The sequence below is a fragment of the Chlorogloeopsis sp. ULAP02 genome (assembly GCF_038404745.2).
In the GTDB taxonomy this organism is placed as follows: Bacteria; Cyanobacteriota; Cyanobacteriia; order Cyanobacteriales; family Nostocaceae; genus Chlorogloeopsis.
Genome location: NZ_JAYKTT020000024.1, coordinates 45,836 through 66,480, shown reverse-complemented (window position 1 = coordinate 66,480; position 20,645 = coordinate 45,836). Strand labels below are relative to the sequence as shown.

The 20,645-nt window shown below is 40.6% G+C and carries 16 protein-coding genes; 8 read left to right on the top strand and 8 right to left on the bottom strand.

What is annotated here, in order from left to right; genetic code table 11:
- Window positions 1-46: 46 nt before the first annotated feature.
- On the bottom strand, window positions 47-352 hold the full coding sequence (gene rpsT, locus U2718_RS12340; protein WP_341998359.1) for a 30S ribosomal protein S20: 306 nt from the start codon (window positions 350-352) through the stop codon (window positions 47-49).
- Between the two features lie 386 nt (window positions 353-738).
- Window positions 739-1,218, bottom strand: a complete 480-nt coding sequence (locus tag U2718_RS12335) for a hypothetical protein (protein WP_341998357.1) — start codon at window positions 1,216-1,218, stop codon at window positions 739-741.
- A gap of 556 nt (window positions 1,219-1,774) precedes the next feature.
- Between U2718_RS12335 and U2718_RS12330 the strand changes: the two genes are divergently transcribed.
- Window positions 1,775-2,149 (top strand): hypothetical protein, encoded by a 375-nt coding sequence (locus tag U2718_RS12330; RefSeq protein ID WP_341998355.1) that lies wholly within the window; start codon window positions 1,775-1,777, stop codon window positions 2,147-2,149.
- A 23-nt stretch (window positions 2,150-2,172) separates the two neighbouring features.
- Complete coding sequence (locus U2718_RS12325) at window positions 2,173-2,715, top strand: GIY-YIG nuclease family protein (RefSeq protein ID WP_341998353.1); 543 nt, start codon at window positions 2,173-2,175, stop codon at window positions 2,713-2,715.
- 181 nt (window positions 2,716-2,896) lie between these two features.
- Here U2718_RS12325 and U2718_RS12320 read toward each other — a convergent pair whose 3' ends face one another.
- A complete protein-coding gene (locus U2718_RS12320) occupies window positions 2,897-3,670 on the bottom strand; it encodes an enoyl-CoA hydratase/isomerase family protein (RefSeq protein ID WP_200862369.1) in 774 nt (257 codons plus the stop codon).
- A gap of 56 nt (window positions 3,671-3,726) precedes the next feature.
- A complete protein-coding gene (locus tag U2718_RS12315) occupies window positions 3,727-4,671 on the bottom strand; it encodes an AraC family transcriptional regulator (protein ID WP_341998349.1) in 945 nt (314 codons plus the stop codon).
- A gap of 179 nt (window positions 4,672-4,850) precedes the next feature.
- Between U2718_RS12315 and U2718_RS12310 the strand changes: the two genes are divergently transcribed.
- Together U2718_RS12310 and U2718_RS12305 are read left to right on the top strand one after the other, a co-directional pair.
- Entirely contained in the window at window positions 4,851-7,262 is a 2,412-nt protein-coding gene (locus U2718_RS12310) for a GH116 family glycosyl hydrolase (protein ID WP_341998566.1), read from the top strand.
- A gap of 881 nt (window positions 7,263-8,143) precedes the next feature.
- Window positions 8,144-11,305: an ABC transporter transmembrane domain-containing protein gene (locus U2718_RS12305; RefSeq protein ID WP_341998347.1), complete on the top strand. Its 3,162-nt coding sequence runs from the start codon at window positions 8,144-8,146 to the stop codon at window positions 11,303-11,305.
- Window positions 11,306-12,039: 734 nt separating this feature from the next.
- Here U2718_RS12305 and U2718_RS12300 read toward each other — a convergent pair.
- Window positions 12,040-12,177 carry a hypothetical protein gene (locus U2718_RS12300; protein ID WP_341998345.1) on the bottom strand — a complete coding sequence of 46 codons (138 nt, stop codon included), beginning with the start codon at window positions 12,175-12,177 and terminating at the stop codon, window positions 12,040-12,042.
- A gap of 80 nt (window positions 12,178-12,257) precedes the next feature.
- Between U2718_RS12300 and U2718_RS12295 the strand changes: the two genes are divergently transcribed.
- The 3 genes from U2718_RS12295 (at window position 12,258) to U2718_RS12285 (ending at window position 16,909) form a co-directional block, all read left to right on the top strand.
- Window positions 12,258-13,157, top strand: a complete 900-nt coding sequence (locus tag U2718_RS12295) for an HlyD family secretion protein (RefSeq protein WP_341998343.1) — start codon at window positions 12,258-12,260, stop codon at window positions 13,155-13,157.
- 84 nt (window positions 13,158-13,241) lie between these two features.
- Window positions 13,242-13,703 carry a HetP family heterocyst commitment protein gene (locus tag U2718_RS12290; RefSeq protein ID WP_341998341.1) on the top strand — a complete coding sequence of 154 codons (462 nt, stop codon included), beginning with the start codon at window positions 13,242-13,244 and terminating at the stop codon, window positions 13,701-13,703.
- 1,511 nt (window positions 13,704-15,214) lie between these two features.
- The gene (locus U2718_RS12285; protein ID WP_341998339.1) at window positions 15,215-16,909 is read left to right on the top strand and encodes a DUF1565 domain-containing protein; all 1,695 of its coding nucleotides are present in this window, start codon (window positions 15,215-15,217) and stop codon (window positions 16,907-16,909) included.
- 243 nt (window positions 16,910-17,152) lie between these two features.
- Here U2718_RS12285 and aroB read toward each other — a convergent pair whose 3' ends face one another.
- Together aroB and U2718_RS12275 are read right to left on the bottom strand one after the other, a co-directional pair.
- On the bottom strand, window positions 17,153-18,244 hold the full coding sequence (gene aroB, locus U2718_RS12280; RefSeq protein ID WP_341998337.1) for a 3-dehydroquinate synthase: 1,092 nt from the start codon (window positions 18,242-18,244) through the stop codon (window positions 17,153-17,155).
- 74 nt (window positions 18,245-18,318) lie between these two features.
- Window positions 18,319-18,861, bottom strand: a complete 543-nt coding sequence (locus U2718_RS12275; protein ID WP_341998335.1) for a superoxide dismutase family protein — start codon at window positions 18,859-18,861, stop codon at window positions 18,319-18,321.
- A gap of 444 nt (window positions 18,862-19,305) precedes the next feature.
- On the opposite strand from U2718_RS12275, the gene petL reads away from it, so the two are divergent.
- Window positions 19,306-19,401, top strand: coding sequence for a cytochrome b6-f complex subunit PetL (gene petL / locus U2718_RS12270; RefSeq protein ID WP_289791140.1), 96 nt, complete (start codon window positions 19,306-19,308; stop codon window positions 19,399-19,401).
- A 101-nt stretch (window positions 19,402-19,502) separates the two neighbouring features.
- On the opposite strand, the gene bioB is transcribed toward petL, so the two are convergent.
- The gene (gene bioB / locus U2718_RS12265; RefSeq protein ID WP_341998333.1) at window positions 19,503-20,507 is read right to left on the bottom strand and encodes a biotin synthase BioB; all 1,005 of its coding nucleotides are present in this window, start codon (window positions 20,505-20,507) and stop codon (window positions 19,503-19,505) included.
- Window positions 20,508-20,645: the final 138 nt, after the last annotated feature.

The window sequence follows — 20,645 nt, the reverse complement described above, 5'->3', positions numbered from 1 at the left end:
AGTCAAAAGTCAAGAGCATACATGACTGCTGACTGCTGAATTTTGACTATTGTGCAGTTGCTGCTGTTTGCGTTTTGGCTTTAAATTTACGAGCTAATCTTGATTTTTTTCTAGCTCCATTATTGGGATGAAGAACACCTCGCTTCACGGCTTTATCGATTTTGCTATAAGCTTCCGACATTCGAGCCAGTGCTTCTTGCTGGGCTTCTGGACTAGGGTTAGCTGCATAGGTTTCAACAGCAGCAAGGTATTTCTTCATCAGCGTCTTTACCGCTGATTTATAAGATTTGTTGCGCAAACGATTGCGTTCTGCGATTTTGGCGCGTTTCAGAGCAGACTTTGTATTCGCCACAGTCAATTCCAGTAAAGACTATATATATGTACACACACTACTAGATTTACTAATATAGCATCCAGAACGCCAATGTTAAGATTGCCGAGAAAAAACTTGCGCTTGAGTTTTCTAACCTACCCAATCTACGGCTAGTGCCACCACGAGTGTGGGCAGTGACACACGATGAAAATGGGTTTGCGCAAAAAAAATGTGGATGCCTGAATTTGATGCAATAAATTTTTCTTCTTTCCCAAACACCAGTTAAAGATTTACTAATTTTCCGCTTCACTAATTCTTTTAATTGCTCCAGTTCTGGGAATATGATTAGATTGCAGCAACTGTGATTATACATTTGTGTTAGCTAAAACTAACCGCTGTTTGCTTGGGACTTGGTATTATATGTATTATCTATATATCACGCGCTTAAATTTTTCTGCTGCATTCAGAACTTTCATATTTCCTTGTTGGCGAGACCAATGAGATGCTCTTCGAGCATCCAAAAATGCATTGTGTTTATCTCCTAATTTTCTCAAAGCCATAGCACGGCCAAGATAAGCAACCGCATAACTTGAGTTGTAATAGAGTGCTAAATTGTAAGCTGAGACGGCTTTGTGATACTCTCCTCGATTATAGTGTTCAAAGCCCTCTTTGACATAAGCAGTCGCAAGTTTGGGATTGCTGATGGAATTGGGAACTGGAATTACTCTTTGACGTTCTATCCGATCTCGCATTTGCTGCTCTATCGACATTGCTGGTGCATTTATTGGAGGTGGTATCTGTGGTTGGGAGATGAAAGGATCGAACTGTGCCTGAGCCTTATTGCTCAAACTTGTTAACGGTACTAAAGACGCCAGGATAATCCAAAGGTGTTTGAGCTTGCTCATGGTCTATTCCTCGCCAAAACACTGTGTGAAGATGTCACTTTGCAGGCTACCCTCTAACAAGGTTCCAAAAGATTACTCAGAAACCTAACTCAGCTAAATTATGAGAGAGATTTTTCTATCACAATCACCCAAATTGGGCTAATTATTCAACAATTTTTAATTTAATCTCCTTAACTTAGAAATTAAGGGTTAGACAAAATGTTGTCTGGGGTTCTTATCCCCTTTCACGTTAATTTACGATACACATGAATTTTTCCCAAACGCTATATATCGCGTCTGGGCAAGGTCTGTATTTGTATCAGATTTTTTGTGAATAGTATTATCCCTACCAATGGATACGGTGCTGGCTCTCCACCGTACTGCCTCTGTGCCTTATTTTCAAAACAGAATATAAACCTAAAAATAATTAGCTTCACAATTCTTAATCACAAACAGCCACCTTTCTCTGCTGACAGGAGTCACACTATCCAATAGGCTAATTTAAAGTGGTGTTTTTTAGCACGCTTCAGTGATGGACGCAATAGTTCTCAGTAGTTAACAATTACCTGTAAGTAAAATGATTCTGAAAATTGTCGAAAATTTTGATAACAGTTTCACTCTCGAATCACAAGCAAAAGAAACTCTATTTAAATTATTGACTAGCGAAGCTTTTTTAAATCAAATTTGTCAAAATTTACAGTGTGAGAAAGTAGAGTTTACAGAATTGCTTTTTCAACCAGTTCCCTACAGTACAGCGACTCCCAAAGGAATGCCAGTAGAATTTGAAAAATATCACGAATCTGACGAGTACGTTATTATTAACGTGCCAGTTAATTTTATGTTCACAGCTAAAATTTTTCAGCCCAGTCGTCTTTGTGCGATTTATAGTAAAGATTTAATGGGTAATGGTGAAAAAAATAGTCATTTGTTATCTACAAGCCAAAAATACTAACTTTTAAATTTTTAATTTTATTTATGTCAATAGAAACAAATATTCCTTCTCTAGCAAGTTTAGAATATATTCCTTATATTAATGCTCATGGTCAATTACCTGAAAATTTTCAAGGTCAAATAGGAGTTTACGCTATTTTTGACCAGGAAAAAATACTGCAATATGTGGGATATTCTCGTGATGCTTATCTCAGTCTTAAGCAGCACTTAGTACGTCAACCACAAAAGTGTTATTGGGTGAAAATCCAAACAATTGAACGTCCCAGTCGCACAGTATTAGAAAATATTGAGAAGGCATGGATAGAAGAAAATGGTAGTGTGCCTGTGGGAAATAAAGATGAGAAAGAAAAATGGACGCAGCCAATGGATGCCAAAGTCTCAATGACACCAGAGGAAAATACAAATTATGAGAATTCCATTGATGAAATGGCAAAAACTAAAATTATTAAAAATGTAGCGCGACGAGTAGAGGCAGAAATTTTAAAAGTTTTAGAGGAGCGTGGATTGCAAGCACAAATTAGATTTAATCCGAAGTTGAAGGAAGAAGGGTTGCTGGATTTGAAATAAATCTACTTCTATCTAAAGATTGAAAAAAGGAGCTAGGTCAAGCATAAATCCAGGTAGTACAGATTCTGCTTGGGTGATGTAGGAAATAATTTCTGGCTCAGTCAGGGTGATTTTATTTTAGTTCCTTACTCCACACATATTTTTAGCAGTTTTTCCAAGCGGCTTTTGCTTCTTCAATCGATTAAGAATTTTTGGGTTTCACGGCTGAGACGATTGAAAGCCCCTCTAATCCCATGTCAAATGACAGTTCATCAATCACTTTTCGCTTGAGTTTTCGAGTAAACATAAGCCGAGTGTAGCGGCGTGTATATGGATCGAGGCGAAGAAGTTGCTGTGCTAACTCATTGGCTCTTGCCAGCAATTTGTCACGGGGATGAACCTCATTAACCATGCCGATTTGCAATGCTTCCTTGGCTGTCAATTTCTGCATCGTCAACAGGAAATAGTGCCCCCGAATATCACCCATTGCTGCCGGGTATAGAATCTGTACTCCATCGGCTGGTACAACCCCACCCCCAACTGATAGATGCTGGTTATCTTGAAAGTAAGCCTCCTCAGCCGCTAAGATGATATCTGCCATTAGCGCATACTCACCATGAATGGGAGCAGGGCCATTAACGGCTGAGATAACCGGAACGCCAATATCGAGAAAATTATAAAGAAGCTGGCGAGCCTCAGTAAGAATGGCATACCAACCAGCAGGTTGCGTGATGTCATCCACGGTAGAAAAGTCAATGTGACTGATCCATTTGTCGCCAGCACCTGTAAAAATAACAACCTCATTCTGGCGATCGCGAGCAATTTCACCAAACGCATCTGGAAATTCTCGATGTGCTTTACCTGTATGGATGTGGGAACCGCCATTGGTATGCATAGTCACTGTCAAAATGCCAGAGTTGGTGCGCTCCATGCGGAGATTTTCGTACTTGTTTTTGTAGTCGTTGAAGTTTGTCATATCCTTTACAGCAGAAAGAATGTGTTCTTTGCTATCTGCTTTTACTGTAGGGAGACTCAAGCAGTGTAGTCTTGTACGCTCTTGCCGATCCAGAGGACGTTCTTGCTGTTTTGCTGAATGGCTTTAGGCGAAACTCCTACAATCCTTTTGAAATGGCGATTGAGGTGACTTTGATCGTAGAAACCAACATAGGTGGCAATATCAGCAATCGCCATATCGCCCTGTTGCAATAATTCCTTTGCACGTTCGACTCGACAACGAATCTGATACTGATGGGGTGCTAAACCTGTTGATTGTTTAAATAAACGAGCAAAATGATACGAACTCAGATTTATTTCAGCCGCAATTTCATCCAAACTTATATCTTGGTCTAAATGCTCTTGAATATAGGCGATCGCTCGTTGCAAGTTAGACTTAGATAAACCACCAGAGTACTGCCTAACAATTTTCTCAACGCTACTGTACTCTCTAATTAAATGAACAGCTAGAGCATTCGCTAATGATTCAGCGTAGAGACGATTACCCAGTTTTTCAGACTCTAATTCTGTCAGGAGCAAATGACTGATATGCTGAATTTGGAGATCGGCCACAGCAAAATAATTGAAGACTTCAACATGAGCAGCATCAACTTCAACTGCTTCTGCTGCCACCTTAGCGACAAACGTTGGTTCAAAGCACAGGTGCAAAACATCCACCTCACGATCCCAGTACCATTGTGTCGGGTGATATGCAGGTGTGAGGATAATGTCTCCCTTCACAACCTGTCCTTCATAAACCTGTCCATCAAGTTGCTGCACTAAGCGGTAGGGTGAACCACAGTTTAAGGTGATCAGGTGTTGTGAGAGCGGAGGAGAAACTAATTCATTGGCGGGATGATGGTAGTATTCAATCGTGATGCCATTCCAACCCTTCGATTTACTCGAAAGCACTGGTCGATCGGGCAACTCATCTAGAAGGCTTATCGTTTCGAGTGATTCATCCTTGGGCTGACTTTGGCGCATCGGATTGAATTTCTAGATGCTATATGAGAAGTATACAGCGATGGTGAGAGCGCGATCGCACAAAACAACTAATAACTCTTAGATGGAAGTGAAGTGTAAATTTCCTAACAGTTGACTTGAGAAATTTTACACATCGCGCTAGTCTTCATTATCGTGACTGCACGCTGTTAATTGAGGCGATGACAAATCAATCCTCTCCGCAAATTCCTTCCTGTACTTGGAGTCGTCCCATTGGTTTAGGCTGGGACAAGCCCTACACTGTCCGCTATGCTAGTAATGTTGATGATGGCCCCTGGCATGGAATGCCTTTAGGCGGTTTCGGTGCGGGTTGTATCGGCCGTTCTTCGCGGGGAGATTTTAATCTGTGGCATATCGACGGTGGCGAACATATCTTCAAAAATATTCCCGCCTGTCAATTCAGTGTATTTGAGTCAGATGGCACATCTTCCCAAGCTTATGCTTTGTGTACAGAACCTCCGGAAGATAGTAGCCTGCAAGCGTGGCAGTGGTATCCAACAAGTCAAGACGGCGTAAGTGGTACTTACCATGCTCTTTATCCCCGCAGTTGGTTTGTTTATGAAGGGGTATATAAAACCCAGTTAACTTGTGAACAATTTTCTCCTATTTGGGCAAATAACTACCAAGAAACTAGCTATCCTGTGGCGGTATTTCTGTGGACTGTACGTAATCCAACAAATGCACCTATTACTTTGAGTATTATGCTCACCTGGCAAAATATGGTGGGTTGGTTTACTAATGCTTTGAAATCTCCTGAGATACGATTGCGGGATGATGGTAGCCCAGTTTACGAGTATCAACCACGCTTGAATGAAAGTAAGGATAATTTTAACGAGTTGTTTGAAAATACTGAATATATCGGCTGTATTTTAGATCGCTTGGCTATAGGTGAATCCGTTCAGGAAGGAGAGGGGCAGTGGTGTATTGCCACACGCAAAGAGCCGAATGTGGAAATCTTTCACCACACTCGTTGGAACCCAATTGGTACGGGTGAAGATGTCTGGGAAAGCTTTGTACAAAATGGCTCTCTGCCTAACTATATAAATAAAACTCCAGCAAAAGAGGATGAACAAATCGGAGCAGCACTCGCTGTGCGGTTTACTGTGCAACCAGGTGCAACATTGCAAATTCCTTTTGTTCTAATATGGGATTTTCCTGTGACTGAATTTGCAGCTGGCATCAAATATGACCGCAGATATACAGACTTTTTTGGTAATAACGGCAAGAATGCTTGGGCGATCGCGTCTACTGCGCTACAACAATATCAAATCTGGCAACAGCAGATTCAAGCATGGCAACAACCTATTCTTGAGCGTGCAGACTTACCAGATTGGTTCAAAATGGCTTTGTTGAATGAGCTTTACGATCTTACTGCTGGCGGTACTCTTTGGAGTGCGGCATCAGAGCGTGATCCGATTGGTCAATTTGCAGTGCTAGAATGCTTGGACTATCGCTGGTACGAGAGTCTTGATGTGCGGTTGTATGGTTCTTTTGCACTGTTGATACTTTTCCCAGAACTGGAGAAAGCTGTGATTCGTGCCTTTGCACGGGCGATTCCTAAAAGTGACGATCGCCGCCGCGTTATTGGCTACTATTACACCATTGGTGCAGAAAGTCCTATGGCTGTTCGCAAGGTAGCAGGTGCAACGCCTCACGACTTGGGCGCTCCCAATGAACACGTTTGGGAAAAGACGAACTATACCAGTTACCAAGATTGCAATTTGTGGAAAGATTTAGGTAGTGATTTTGTTTTGCAGGTATATCGTGATTTTCTCCTCACTGGTGCTGATGATGTGCAATTTCTAGCAGCCTGCTGGAATGCCATTGTGGAAACCCTCAACTATCTAAAGACTTTTGACAAAGATAGTGATGGAATTCCGGAAAATTCCGGTGCGCCCGATCAAACTTTTGATGACTGGCGACTACGGGGAGTAAGTGCTTATTGTGGTGGGTTGTGGTTGGCAGCTTTGGAAGCTGCGATCGCAATTTGTGATGTTTTGATAACAAAAGCTCAAGGTACAGACAATACAGAAAAATTATTAGAGCAAAAATCTATCTACGAAGCATGGTTACAACAATCTCGCCCAATTTATGAAGAGAAACTTTGGAATGGGCAGTATTACAGACTCGATAGTGAAAGCGGTTCGGATGTAGTGATGGCGGATCAATTGTGCGGACAGTTCTACGCACGTTTATTGAGATTGCCTGATATTGTCAGGAGCGATCGCGCTTTGTCTGCTTTGAAAACTATTTACGATGCTTGCTTTCTTAAGTTTAATCATGGCAAGTTTGGTGCTGCTAACGGACTTAAACGTGATGGTTCACCAGAAAATCCCAAAGCTACCCATCCTTTGGAAGTGTGGACAGGGATCAATTTTGGTTTGGCAGCATTTTTAGTACAAATGGGAATGAAAGATGAAGCCATGAATCTAACAAAAGCGGTAGTCCAACAAATTTATGATCATGGGCTACAATTCCGCACACCTGAAGCTATCACTGCGGTTGGAACTTTCCGTGCCAGTACTTATCTACGGGCAATGGCAATTTGGGGAATTTATTTAGTTCTTGGTTAGTCAATAGTCAATAGTCATTAGTCATTGGGTAGGGACGGGACAAATAATTGCGTCTGTACAATTGTTTATTACTCTGCTTGTCCCCGTGTCCCCTTGTCCCCTCTGCTTTCTTGTCCCCTTGTCTCCTCCTCTCCCCACACCCCTACTCCCAAGATTTTTTTATTACCCGGATATAAAAGTCCGGTTTTTCATTGCAATTGATTGTAATTGACTAATATGAATTCTCAAACAATTGCAACTAATCTCTTTTATCTGGCTGCTTTTTTGGACAATGATTATGTTGTATTTTACTGAAAAAGTGGTAGTATAACAGATTTTTGCATCAATGGTAATGTAATAAAGTTAACAAATGAGACAGGTGAATTATTCCGGAGTAGCTAGTACTAAAAATAAGTTTAATTTTGGTTTTGAAGTCTCCAGATCAAAATTTTCTGTTTCCAATCTCAGTATTCGGCTTGTGGTTCTGGGGACATTAGTAATTATTATCAGTAAAAATTTTCAATGTTAAGAAGTTATGACATCAACACTCTATTTCTCATCTTTTTTACGTAAATACGAATTTCTCTTCTCTGTTTAAAATCTAATACTTTTTACTTAAGTAGCGATGCTTAGTAACACAAATGAGAAACACCTAAGTTTAGTAATTTATTCAAAGTAACTGGATATTAAGTATTGGATACAGGAATTTTTAAACCTTCACAGTAGAAAAATTAATAACACAAATTAAAAGGAGCAAGCAGTAATGAAAAACAAACAAAAATATACTTTTCAAAATTTATTGTTGTAAGGTAAGTGCTTCAGTCAAAGAAGTTTTGAACTGTCTGAAATGCAAATGGACGCTTCAAAAATTAAATTAATTAGCTTACACAGATATCAAAACAATGAACTCGTACTCATCGTCAGGAGTTCAACGAGAGCAGGCTTATACAACTAACCAACGCTCTTCCACTCCACAAGTAACTATCCTAAAGTTTTTAAGGACAGTTGCAGGAAATTCAATCCTTCTATCGGACTTTAGTCAGATTTGGGTGATGCGTGAGTTTCAACTAGGTGACGATCTAGCTAGTTATACTCCCAATCAACAAACAGAAGATGGTAGCAATTTTCTTTTCCTGGTTTGTAAAGGTAGAGTGCGGCTTTTAGGATTTGACACAAGTACCGGGCGGGAAGTATCAACCCACTTACTATTGGCAGAGCAAACCTTTGGAGTAGATGATTTATTCTACTATCAGCCTTTATCTTACCGGGCAGTTGCAGCTAGTGACGGTTTCATAGCATATATTTGCTTAGATAGTCTCAAACAGTGGTTAGAGCAGCTTCCCGATTTGAATGATTATTTACAGCAAGCTACTTATGAGCGACAAACATTAATTTTCTTCAAAACTGCTACTGAATTACGTTCACAGACCAGTCATACTTTACAAAAGCTTGTACCTTACTTAGTAAAAACTAAGATTAGTGCTGGCTCCTCTTTGGTAGAAGTAACTTCTTCTTTAGAGGGATGCTTTTGGTTGGTACATGGAAAGATTAGCAGTTCTTCCACAGAAACTCAACCACCAATAGTAGGAGAAAGTTGGGATGACTCCAATCTCGCAATTCCAGATTGGACAGCTCAAACAGAGATTGTAACATACCATGTTTCTAAAGTAAATTGGGAATCAGTAGCTGCGATCGCCCCAGAAATTTTTCTCACCAGACAGGATCAAAAGGACACGGGGACACGGGGAGGTGGAGACACGGAGAGTTTTCCCTCCGCGTATTCTAGCGAGCCACAGCTAGAAAGACCAAAAGTACTTTCAACGACAACAGAGATTGACTTTTGTGCAACTAGAAACCAGCATCCCTTGGCTAACAGGTTTTGGCGTCGCTATCCTTTTATTGGGCAGCAAGATTCATCAGATTGCGGTGCAGCGTGTTTGGCGATGATTAGCCTTTATTGGGGTAAACGCTTGAGCTTGACTACGCTGCGAAACTTTGCACAAACAAACCGCACGGGTACATCTTTAACTGCTTTAGCAGATGCAGCAGAGATTGTGGGATATGATGCGTTACCAGTCAGGGCTTCTTTGAGCAAGCTAGAGTTGCAAGCTAAACCTTGGATTGCTCACTGGCAAGGAATTCACTTTGTGGTTGTTTGGCGAGTCAAAGGTGATCGCGTGTTAATTTCTGATCCGGCAATCGGTAAGCGATCGCTACACAAAACAGAGTTTGAAGCAAATTGGACAGGATACGCGCTGCTATTGTTTCCCACCGAACGTCTAGAAGCCAAACAAAGTAAAAAAACTTCTTTTGGTAGCTTTTGGTATACATTTTGGCATCAACGCCAGCTACTGGGGCAAATCATTCTGGCTTCGGTACTGCTACAAGTTTTTGCACTAGCGGTTCCCATAATTAGCCAAGTTGTGCTGGATCGAGTATTGCCGTATAAAAGTTTACTCGCTCTCAATGTCTTTGCTATTTGTTTCCTCTTTTTCGGCTTCTGGCGAATTACCATCCAAGCAGTACGCCAATACCTGCTCTATTATTTCTCCAACCACATGGATCTTGCTGAACTCAGCAGTTTTATGAGCCACATACTGCGCTTGCCATTGCAGTTTTTCGCATCGCGCCAGGTAGGAGATATTATTACTCGCATTCAAGAAAACCGCAAAATTCAATTGTTTTTTGCCAAACAAGCTATAGTTACCACCCTGGATGCTTTGATGGTGGTTGTCTACCTAGGATTAATGGCTTATTACAATTTACGCCTTACTTGCATGGTAGTGGGTTTAATTCTATTAATCGCGATTTTGACTATCGCAGCTAATCCATTCCTCAAAAAAGTATCGCGAGAACTGTTGCACAAATCAGCAGCGCAAAATTCTGTACTAGTAGAAATCGTCGCTGGTATTGCCACAGTCAAAACTGCCGCAACAGAAAATGTAATGCGTTGGCGTTGGGAAGAACGCTTAACAAATATGGTACAGACGCGGTTTCGCGCTCAAAAGTTAGCAAATAACTTGCAACTAGCAACAGGTTCAATCAATCATCTCGGTAGTACCGCCTTGTTTTGGTACGGGGCGACGTTGGTGATTAATGAGGAGATGTCGGTTGGTCAGTTTGTTGCCTTTTGTATGATGGTTGGTAGTATAGTCAAACCTGTATTGGCTTTAGTGGGGCTGTGGGATGATTTTCAAGAAGTAGTAATTTCTCTTGAACATCTCAATGATGTTTTAGCCACCCAACCAGAAGCAAATCTACAAAAACTGCCACTGGAGTTACCACAGATTCGCGGTGACGTACATTTTGAGAATGTCAGTTTCCTTTACAATACCGCTACGGAATGTAACACTCTACAAGATATTTCCTTTCGGGTAAAAGCAGGACAGACAATTGCTGTTGTTGGTGCGAGTGGCTCTGGTAAAAGTACTTTAGTAAATTTACTTGCAGGTTTATATCGTCCTCACAATGGACGGATTTTGATTGATGGGCATGATATTGCTAATGTTTCTCCCCAGTCTTTGCGAAATCAATTAGGCGTGGTGCCGCAAGATATTTTTTTGTTTACAGGCACCATTTTAGAAAATATTACATTGTTCAACTCAGAGATTTCTCTAGAGGAAGCGATCGCTGCTGCCAAACTTACAGAAGCACACGATTTTATCCAGGCTTTACCTTTGGGCTACAACACCCATGTGGGAGAAGGAGCCATGATGCTTTCAAGCGAACAACGACAAAGAATAGCGATCGCTCGCGCCCTGGTGAGGAAGCCACGCATTTTAATCTTAGATCAAGCTACCACTTGTTTAGATGCAGAATCAGAACACAGATTTTACAAAAACCTAGTTCGATTTAGTTATCTCAACAATGTTTATACAGATGAAGTTATTACCAAATTTATTATTACCCATCGTCTTTCGACTATTACTCATGCTGATTGTATCCTCGTTTTAGACCAAGGTATTCTAGTCGAACAAGGAACTCATCAACAACTCATGGAAATCCGCAGTCTTTATTACCACTTATTTCAACAGCAATCCCATCTGCGATCACACTTAAACTGACCATGAGATTGCATCAATAAACTAAAAACAATTCAATATAATTACGAGCATAAACTGCAACTCTTCTTTTGAAGAGATTGCTTAACATTGCATATTTTTTCAGCATAATTAGTTACTTATTATTTAGTAAAATATGCTTTAAGTAGATTTAATTGTATTTTTGTGCCTATACAGTCAGTAGATAGAAAAATCTACTCAAAAACTGTATTAGTAATAACTTTATTGTCGAAAATAACTAGTTAATTTTTAAGCAAAATTAACAACAAGTTTACTGTAATTTCGCAATTAGATGTTAATTTGAAAGTGCCTTCAGATAAGCTATGCGCTGATGTAGCACCGCAAAAACTTCACCATCACTTGTAAAAACATTATCAACATTTATGGAAAGTAAAAATTGCCAGACGACTATATGCATAGTCAGAGCTTTAAACTATTCAATTTCAGAGTTAATAGTAAAACTTCCTAAAAAGGCATGAAAAATAAAAGCCAAAAACAAATAGTAGGTGAGGGGCGAAACCCCTACAGTATTTAACACTTGTGGACAAAATGGAAATTGTATAATACTTAATTAAATAGAAGAACAAATTCAGTGCATCAAACTTACAAGAAATGCCAACACCGTAGATGACATTCAAAGGGAAAAATAGTATAAGTACAAATGTTGTTCTTACAGAGCATAGATAACTATTTTGTCATTGCTCTTGTAGAACAAAACATGATTACTTAACACACTCCTAAGTATCGGTGTACATCAAAACATCTACATTACCAGGGAAAGTAATTGAATTAAGAGAGTCAGCCCAAATTTCCGAGGACACAACTGCATCTACCAAGAGCCAAACGGAGACTTTTTCATACAAGTCAAAGGACATGATTCAAGGTAAATTTTTGCCTCAGTCACTGCCTTATTAAAGCTAAAGCTATAGTCAGGTTTCCGATTTTAGGTCAGCTCATGGACAGAATCATCAGGTCAAATGCAGTCGAAACCTCAAGCCAATTAGGGAGTTTAACGATTAATATGCAGGATGTGCATCCCTGTTCTAATCCAGCCCCCGAAATGGCACGAATTTGTAGGGATAGTATCGCTTCGAGCATTAAGGAGCAATCACAAAAGTTGCCCTTAGCAGCAGCGTTTTCCAAACTACCTACAAATGCCACATCTTTACAGACAACAGCTACAAGTACGGGTAAGTGCTCTATATCCTTGCAGAAAATGCTAGAGCAAACGCCTTCGGTTCTTCCTCGTATAGTTTTGCTATGCAGTTTAGCTTTTTTGGCGACTGCAATGGCTTGGGCTTTTACGGGAAAGATTAAACAAGTCAGTCAAGTCAGAGGAAAATTTATATCACTAGGAGAGCTTCATCAATTTCAGCCACAGGATTTTGACAAAGCAGTTATTCCAATGGATGGGGTTGTATCTCCTCTTAACATCCGTAGTACTAACAAGATAGTTAAACCCCAAAAATCTATTGGTGAAATCACTTCTAGCGATACATCCCTTGCTCTGGTGATTAGCCTACCTTACCAAAATATAGACTTTGTCAAAAAAGGAGACAAAGTACAAATCAAACTAGATGCTGATGAGTACAGACAGCCATCAGCAAAAGGTAAAGCTAGACAACAGAACGCTGTTGAATTTCAAGATCAAAATATTCTCTCAGGCACAATTGTATCAATCTCTGGTAATACTCAACCTGATCACAAATTTGGTTGGGTGTATTGGGCTGAAGTAGCTTTAGAGCCAGATCAAATTATCAATTTAAAAGCAGGACAATCAGCTACTGCCCAAATCATTTACCAGCGTCGCATTTCTGATCTGTTCCTTGAACCAATTAGAGAACAAAAAACCTAGAGAGTAATTTATAAATTCCAATTGCGCTCCAAAATCACCACATAACTGACAAACTGATTTATTTTATTGAAGGCAATGAATACTATGCATCAGAACATTACTAGCAATTTCGATAAGTCAATTAACCCCGAACAACTCGATCAAGTCGTTGAAGCAATTCTTGCAGGCAAGTATTCCTGGGCTTGTGTATTAATGCTGCGGTTTGCTGGCTATAATCCCTTACACTACATTCCTTATCGTACCTATAACCGATTGATTAAAGAAAACTCACAAATCAAGAGGGCTAGCCAACAACGCAATGAAAATCTTAAAATAGCCACTTTACCCTCTGATAAAAAGTCTGATAGCTCTAAATCACAAAGCTGTCTGAGCAAAATCAAAGATCTCGCTTATCTAGAGGTAGTTGGCAAGAAAAAAACAGAAATTCGAGGTGGTAGTTCGGAACGCTGGCTAGCTACTCAAATTAACGAACATCAATCATTTAAGTCTGAATTAAAATCAGACAACACTCAAGATTCATCATTCAAATTCTCTGCATTTAACTAAAATATCTCTTGAGTTACCACATACTTAAATTCTATTGACTCAGTTAGCGATCGCTATGTAAGTGGCACCGCTACAATAGATTCCCGACTTCTTGAAGAAGTCGGGAATCTGTGTTTTATCAATCTTGCAATCATTCTGCCAAAGTGGCAAATTAATGATGAATATTTGGAATATTATAAATAACAAGTACAAGATAACTGCTTGAAGTAAAAATTTATAAGTAAGGAGAAAACTCTAAAATACATAAAACTGATTTTTTTATTACTCAAATTGTTAAGAAGTAAACTTTTCCTCCACTTATGTTTCCAATAGTTAGACCGTACTGTTGGTGGTTATTTTTCCGAATAAGTTTAAGCATTGCTGATCAATCTTTCAACATCGGGGTGGGTGTTGCTAAGTTCCTAAAAAGTTAATGCTTAAAAGCAAAACTGTTATGGAAAAATAAAAGTAACGGTAATACTTCTTTTGACTGCTGGAACTGATAGTGACTTTGCTTCTGTTTCAATTATCTCATCTTAGTTCTCCCGATTAGGATTCCTTCTACTTTTTCAATAACAATTGACAAAGCAACAACTGGAAGCTCATAAACATTATAGAGCTTCCAGTTTTTTTATCTAAATAAAATAACTGGCAACAATACAGGCTCAACATGAAAAGCCATGTACAAAGAGTATCGAAATCCTGACTGTATACACTGCTTGATCACTGCATATGGTTTCCCCAAGCCGCGACAAATATTTATAAATTAAAAGCACCAAGACTGATACTATACAGCTTGGCGCTTGGAACATTGTGAGCTATATATTACTGGGAGTCTTTAAATTTTTTGACTCCTTTTTAAAGTTTTAGTTTATATTCAGGGTCTTTATATTGGCCGACCCCGTTTGAACAATTATTAGTTTTACAGAAAATTTTGCATTTTTTGATTTCCTAATATTTTTTTTATTTTTTGTCTCTCTATATTGCTAGATATATATAAATATTAATTTTTTTTAAGAATATGTGTGTATTATTATACGTTGTTTTAATTAGTAAAGCTGAGTTATGAGGGTGTAAATTATAAGCAACCTGAGTTTTTGATTATTGATTAACTCAATCTTATTTGCTCATACTAGTTTTCTTTAGAATACGCTTTTACTAATAAATACATTACCCACAGCAAATATACGGTAAAACCTAATTAAGTATGCAACACACGATCGCTATAGTTACAGTGGTACTGTATTGTCTAACACGCCGTGACAACAGTGGCGATGTTGAGTCATCTCAGACGTGCGATCGCTTGCCGACAAAGTCAGTTTTGTAGCTAGTCAGTTCATATCTGTGATGGATTAAAGTCCAAAAATTACACAAAAAAACACAACAAAAAATTTATGTTTTACACATAGGGAACCGAGCTGCTAAGGTACTGGTCATCCGCTATAGTTTTGCATGGGTTTGACAGCTACTCGGCTGCAATTGACACCTTGTTGAACAAACGGTAATTCAGCACATCACAGACATAAATTAAGATGAAACATCAGGGTTTTCCCACTCCACAAAAAAACACTTTTCGCCTTAATTGTGGACAAAACTTCGGAAAGACTCTCCGTTTACCAGTGGCACTAAGCACAGTGTTACTTTTTTCTAGCGGCTCAATTCTTCTATCCACAGAGGTAAATGCCGATACTACCTACAACCAAGGTATTCACCCCACTCTATTGGCACAAGCTCCTGCAAGTGGAAGCGTAATTTACGTTAATCCAGAAACAGGATCGGACGCTGCTGGTGCTGGTAGTTCAGAAGCACAGCCTTATAAAACCATTACTTATGCTCTTAATCAGGCTCAACCAGGTACAATAATTCAACTGGCTCCTGGTACCTATAACGCAGAAAGTGGAGAAACCTTCCCACTACTAATCAAACCAGGGGTGACACTCCGGGGTGACGAATCCACCAAAGGTCAAGCAATATTAATTCAAGGTAGCGGTACATATATCAGTCCCACCTTTGCCCGTCAAAACGTAACGATTCGGGCTGACAAGAATAGCGTTATTACTGGAGTCACAGTTACTAATGCAGACAGTCGTGGTACAGCTGTATGGATAGAATCAGCTAATCCCACAATAGCAAACAGTACCTTCACCAACAGCGTTCGAGAAGGTGTTTTTGTGACGGGTACAGCTAATCCCAAAATTGAAAATAATATCTTTGTCCAAAACAAAGGTAACGGAGTTTCAGTAGCTAAAGCTGCTTCTGGAGAAATTCGCAATAACTTGTTTCAGGACACTGGTTTTGGCTTGGCAATTGGAGGTACTTCCACACCTTTGGTTGAGGGAAATCAAATTTTACAAAACATAGATGGTATTTATATCTCAGAATCAGCCAAGCCTATGTTGCGTAAGAATGTGATTCAGAACAACAAGCGCGATGGTGTAGTGGCAACTATCAATGCCGAACCAGATCTTGGCTCTCCAGAAAGTCCAGGTGATAATCTGATCCGCAGTAACACTCGTCACGACCTACATAACGCTACCAAGACGATTAAGATTCTTGCTATTGGTAACGATATTGATGCCAAGAAAATTGCTGGCTCCGTCGAGTTTGTTGCCGCTGATGTTAAGCCACCAGCGGGTGGTGCAGTTGCTTTCAAAGATGTTCCAGTCGGTTATTGGGCGAAAAGCCATATCGAAGCCTTAGCATCCCGGAATATTATTGCTGGGTTTCCTGATGGCACCTTTAAACCCAATGAACCTGTAACACGTGCTCAATTTGCTGCTATTGTCACTAAAGCTTTTGCTCCAACACCCAAACGTGAAGCTATTAACTTTAGGGATGTCGCTAGTAAATACTGGGCTTACAGCGCCATTCAAACTGCTTCCCAAGGTGGTTTTATCGCTGGTTATCCCGATCGCACGTTTAAACCAGAGCAGCAAATTCCGCGAGTACAAGCGCTAGTTGCTTTAGCAAACGGTTTGGGTTTATCTGCTGACAATCAAAGTGTGCTTTCCTTATACGCCGATGCTTCCCAAATTCCCCAGTATGCTGCCGCTCCAGTCGCCGCTGCAACTGCACGACAGTTGGTAGTAAATTACCCCACCGTCAAGCAACTAAATCCTAACCGTCAGGCTACCAGGGCAGACGTCGCCGCATTTGTTTACCAAGCACTGGTAAATGCTGGACGCGCCCAAGCAATTCCCTCACCTTATTTAGTTAAAGCGCAGTAATTTTTTCAGAATCACGTCTAATGTGAATTAACCCAACTCACCTTGAGTCACAGCAAATACAAATAATAGATTGATTGCAAAATCTAATTTTATGGTGATAACGACCACAGATAAACACAGATGCACACGGATGATTTATCTGTGTTTATCTGTGTCCATCTGTGGTCGATTTCTAAAATATGATTTTTGCTTGCCATTTGAATTCGCATCAGACGTAAATCCAAACCCCAATCCCAGTCCCCTTTACATACCCCGCAATACCTGACGGATAGTATCTGATGGTACTTGGTCAGTCACCTTCACTGCACCAATTTGTGTCGGTAAAACAAACCTGACTTTACCTGCTTTTACTTTCTTGTCTATCTGCAAAGCCTCAATCGTAGCTTCAATATCTAATCCGGCTGGTAACTTGGTTGGTAAACCTGCTTTTTTAATCAGGGCATTTTGCCGTTCCGTCTCTTGTTGCGTCCACATCCCCAGTTCTACAGCAATTTCTCCTGCTGCTACCATACCAATTGCCACTCCTTCACCATGCAGCACTTGCGTATAACCAGTTAAGCTTTCTACTGCATGCCCAATAGTGTGTCCATAATTGAGTATCGCTCGTAGTCCGGCTTCTTTTTCATCCTTGCTGACCACATCAGCTTTGGCTTGACAAGAGCGTACTAAAATGGTGTCTATTAATTCCGACTTAATGTCACCCATCGCATCAAGGCGCTGACTTGCTTCCAATTCTGCAAATAGTTGAGCATCCCAAATAACACCGTATTTGATCACCTCTGCCATGCCAGCGCGAAACTCCCGTACAGGTAGAGTTTGCAATACCTGTGGATCGATTAACACCAAACCCGGCTGATGAAATGCCCCAATCAAATTTTTGCCTTGGGGATGATTAACCCCTGTTTTACCGCCAATTGCCGCATCTACCATTGCTAAAAGAGTGGTAGGTACTTGCACAAAGTTGATCCCCCGCAACCAAGTCGCCGCAGCAAAACCAGTCATATCACCAATCACGCCCCCTCCCAAAGCCACCATAGTAGAGGAACGTTCTAGGCGATTTTCCACAGCAACATCATAGATTTTTTGTAGAGACTCCAGAGTTTTATAGTTTTCGCCATCAGGCAGGATGCAGCTAATAACTTCAAAACCAGCAGTTTGTAGAGATGCGATCGCTATTTGGCCGTAATGTTGAAAAACAATCGGGTTAGAAACTAGCAAAACTTTCTTGCCCAGCTTCAAACTCGACATATACTCTCCCAGTCGATCTAAACCACCTGGTGCGATCGCAATATCATAAGACTGCTGCGGTAAATTTACTTTAATTGTAGAAGTCATTGCCAATCCCCTAAGCGCGTGTCGGTTATTTTACCGCAATGCTGCCTTGGCTTCATTGTTGAATTGGTGAGTAATCAAAGATTACGAGTTATCACTCCACAGGCTATCCGTCCTCCACCCGCATCTGCCGCAGTGCCGTTTGCTTGTTGTTTATCTGGTAACAGGTGAAGAATAAAGGCACTACCATTGCTGTCAAACAAACTGAACAAACCGTCACTTAAGGTGACTTTATCAGTTTCCACATCGTATATTGCACTTCCTTGCCCATCTACTATCAAATTCGGCAAGTCACCTGCATGATAAGGATGTTTCGCCTCGACAGGAAGTTCTGAACCAGAAGAACCAGGATCAAAATGTCCACCACTGGTAACAAAAGGAGGTTGGGCATCCGGTTCACACACACCTACAGAATGAATGTGAAATCCATGTGGCCCAGGAGTCAGCTTGGCTGGATTGCCTTGAATGCGACCCCGGATGTGTACCGACTCATCTCCTTGCTGTGTTAGAATTAGTACACCATTAATATCTATACCTGCAATCTTAGCTTGTGCTTGTAGTAGATTAGGTTGTACGCTTGGTTGACCCCATGTAACTTGACAAACTAGTACTAGGCACAAAGAAACTCCAAATAATAATAAAGATTTAAAGAGTGAAAACTTACTCAACCTGACCTCCCCTGGTAGCAATAAATAACTTGAGTTAAGTATTTAGATTGAATATATTTAGCGTTATTACCAACCAGGCATAAACTTATAAGCTCCAGTAGAAAGCTTATGTCTAGGTAATAACACGGTTATATACATCTACATCACCAGAGTTCTCAATTTCGGCAGCTAGCTCAATATTTCATTAACTCATAGCGAATTTTCTATCGATCATCTTTGCGTCCCTCTGCGTTTTCCTTTGCGCCCCTCTGCGTTTAAGAAGGTTGTAATCTTCACAAAGCAGTACTAAGAAGCAATAACACAAAGATTTAGTAAGGCTGAGTTACTCCCAGCTGTCACGAACCGCCCCTAACTAATGATTCAATATATTTAGTAGACAATTGTGGAGAAACGTAAATGTTAGCCGTAGTATTTTATGTAGTTTTCTTGGCAATCTTCTTAGGCATCGCCGTTGGTTTGTTGTTTGGTTTGCGTGCCGCTAAGATAATTTAATCATGGTAATGCAAGCAGCAGAGTAAAGAGAGGCAAAGACAGTAAGACGCGGGGACGCGGAGAGAAAATTCCCCGTGTCCCCTTCTACGTCCAATTCTGTGCTATCCAACCATAGCTTCTTGTGTCGTTTTTCCCTGACGTACAAATGGCGGACGCATTTCTAAACCAAGTAAATTTAACATTTCTTGATCGGCACCATAACCTGGACATGGTGTAGTCACAGTTAACATATGCCCGTCATCGCTGGAAAAAATAGAATTTGCTCCTGCCAAAAAACATAAAGCTTGTTCAACGTGAGAAAGTCTGGCTCTGCCTGCACTTAAGCGCACGTCCGCAGTTGGCATAACTATACGTGCTGTGGCGATCGCTCGCACTACATCCCAAATCGGCACGTCAGGTTGATTTTCTAGGGGTGTACCCTGAACTTGCGAGAGAATGTTGATTGGTACAGACTCTGGATGAGGATGTAGAGTTGCCAGAGTGTGCAGCATAGAAATTCTGTCTTCAACTGTTTCACCTAAACCAAGAATGCCACCAGAACAAACAGTGACATTTGTTTGACGGACGTTTTGAATTGTGTTGAGGCGATCGCCGTAAGTTCTCGTGGTAATGATTGTACTGTAGTAGTCCTGTGAAGTATCTAGGTTATGGTTATAAGCGTATAGCCCCGCCTCTTCAAGACGCTTTGCCTGTGCTGGTGTCAGCATTCCCAGAGTGCAGCATACTTCTAAGCCTAATGCTGTCACCTCTTTCACCATGTCTAAAACTTCGTCAAATTGCGAATTATCTCGCACTTCTCGCCAAGCAGCACCCATACAAACGCGGCTAATGCCACTGTTTTTAGCTTGTTGGGCAATGTTAACCACTGTTTCTTTATCTAGAAGTGCTTGTGGTTTAACTTCTGTTTTATAGCGAGAAGACTGAGCGCAGTAGCTGCAATCTTCCGGACAACCTCCTGTTTTAATAGAGACAAGCTTACATACTTGGATCTGTTTGGAATCGTGATATTGGCGGTGTATACTAGCAGCTTGATAAATTAGCTCTAGCAATGGTGTAAAATATACTGCCCTGATTTCTGTTTCCTGCCAATCGTAGCGTATTACCACGGCTCATCTTCCTTTGTGTATGAATTCCTGATTTATTAACCTAGATCGCACGCTGCCTTCCGGGCGATGGTGCCAACCGACGACAGAAAACCTGGATGGAATGTTTTCTGCTTTACCGGATACAGTTAGCATCGCATT

Bases quoted from the DNA above. Each gene is read 5' to 3' on its own strand.
- U2718_RS12335 (WP_341998357.1), bottom strand. From the start codon at position 1,218: ATGAGCAAGCTCAAACACCTTTGGATTATCCTGGCGTCTTTAGTACCG.
- U2718_RS12330 (WP_341998355.1), top strand. From the start codon at position 1,775: ATGATTCTGAAAATTGTCGAAAATTTTGATAACAGTTTCACTCTCGAA.
- U2718_RS12325 (WP_341998353.1), top strand. From the start codon at position 2,173: ATGTCAATAGAAACAAATATTCCTTCTCTAGCAAGTTTAGAATATATT.
- U2718_RS12320 (WP_200862369.1), bottom strand. From the start codon at position 3,670: ATGACAAACTTCAACGACTACAAAAACAAGTACGAAAATCTCCGCATG.
- U2718_RS12315 (WP_341998349.1), bottom strand. From the start codon at position 4,671: ATGCGCCAAAGTCAGCCCAAGGATGAATCACTCGAAACGATAAGCCTT.
- U2718_RS12310 (WP_341998566.1), top strand. From the start codon at position 4,851: ATGACAAATCAATCCTCTCCGCAAATTCCTTCCTGTACTTGGAGTCGT.
- U2718_RS12305 (WP_341998347.1), top strand. From the start codon at position 8,144: ATGAACTCGTACTCATCGTCAGGAGTTCAACGAGAGCAGGCTTATACA.
- U2718_RS12300 (WP_341998345.1), bottom strand. From the start codon at position 12,177: ATGTCCTTTGACTTGTATGAAAAAGTCTCCGTTTGGCTCTTGGTAGAT.
- U2718_RS12295 (WP_341998343.1), top strand. From the start codon at position 12,258: ATGGACAGAATCATCAGGTCAAATGCAGTCGAAACCTCAAGCCAATTA.
- U2718_RS12290 (WP_341998341.1), top strand. From the start codon at position 13,242: ATGCATCAGAACATTACTAGCAATTTCGATAAGTCAATTAACCCCGAA.
- U2718_RS12285 (WP_341998339.1), top strand. From the start codon at position 15,215: ATGAAACATCAGGGTTTTCCCACTCCACAAAAAAACACTTTTCGCCTT.
- aroB (WP_341998337.1), bottom strand. From the start codon at position 18,244: ATGACTTCTACAATTAAAGTAAATTTACCGCAGCAGTCTTATGATATT.
- petL (WP_289791140.1), top strand. From the start codon at position 19,306: ATGTTAGCCGTAGTATTTTATGTAGTTTTCTTGGCAATCTTCTTAGGC.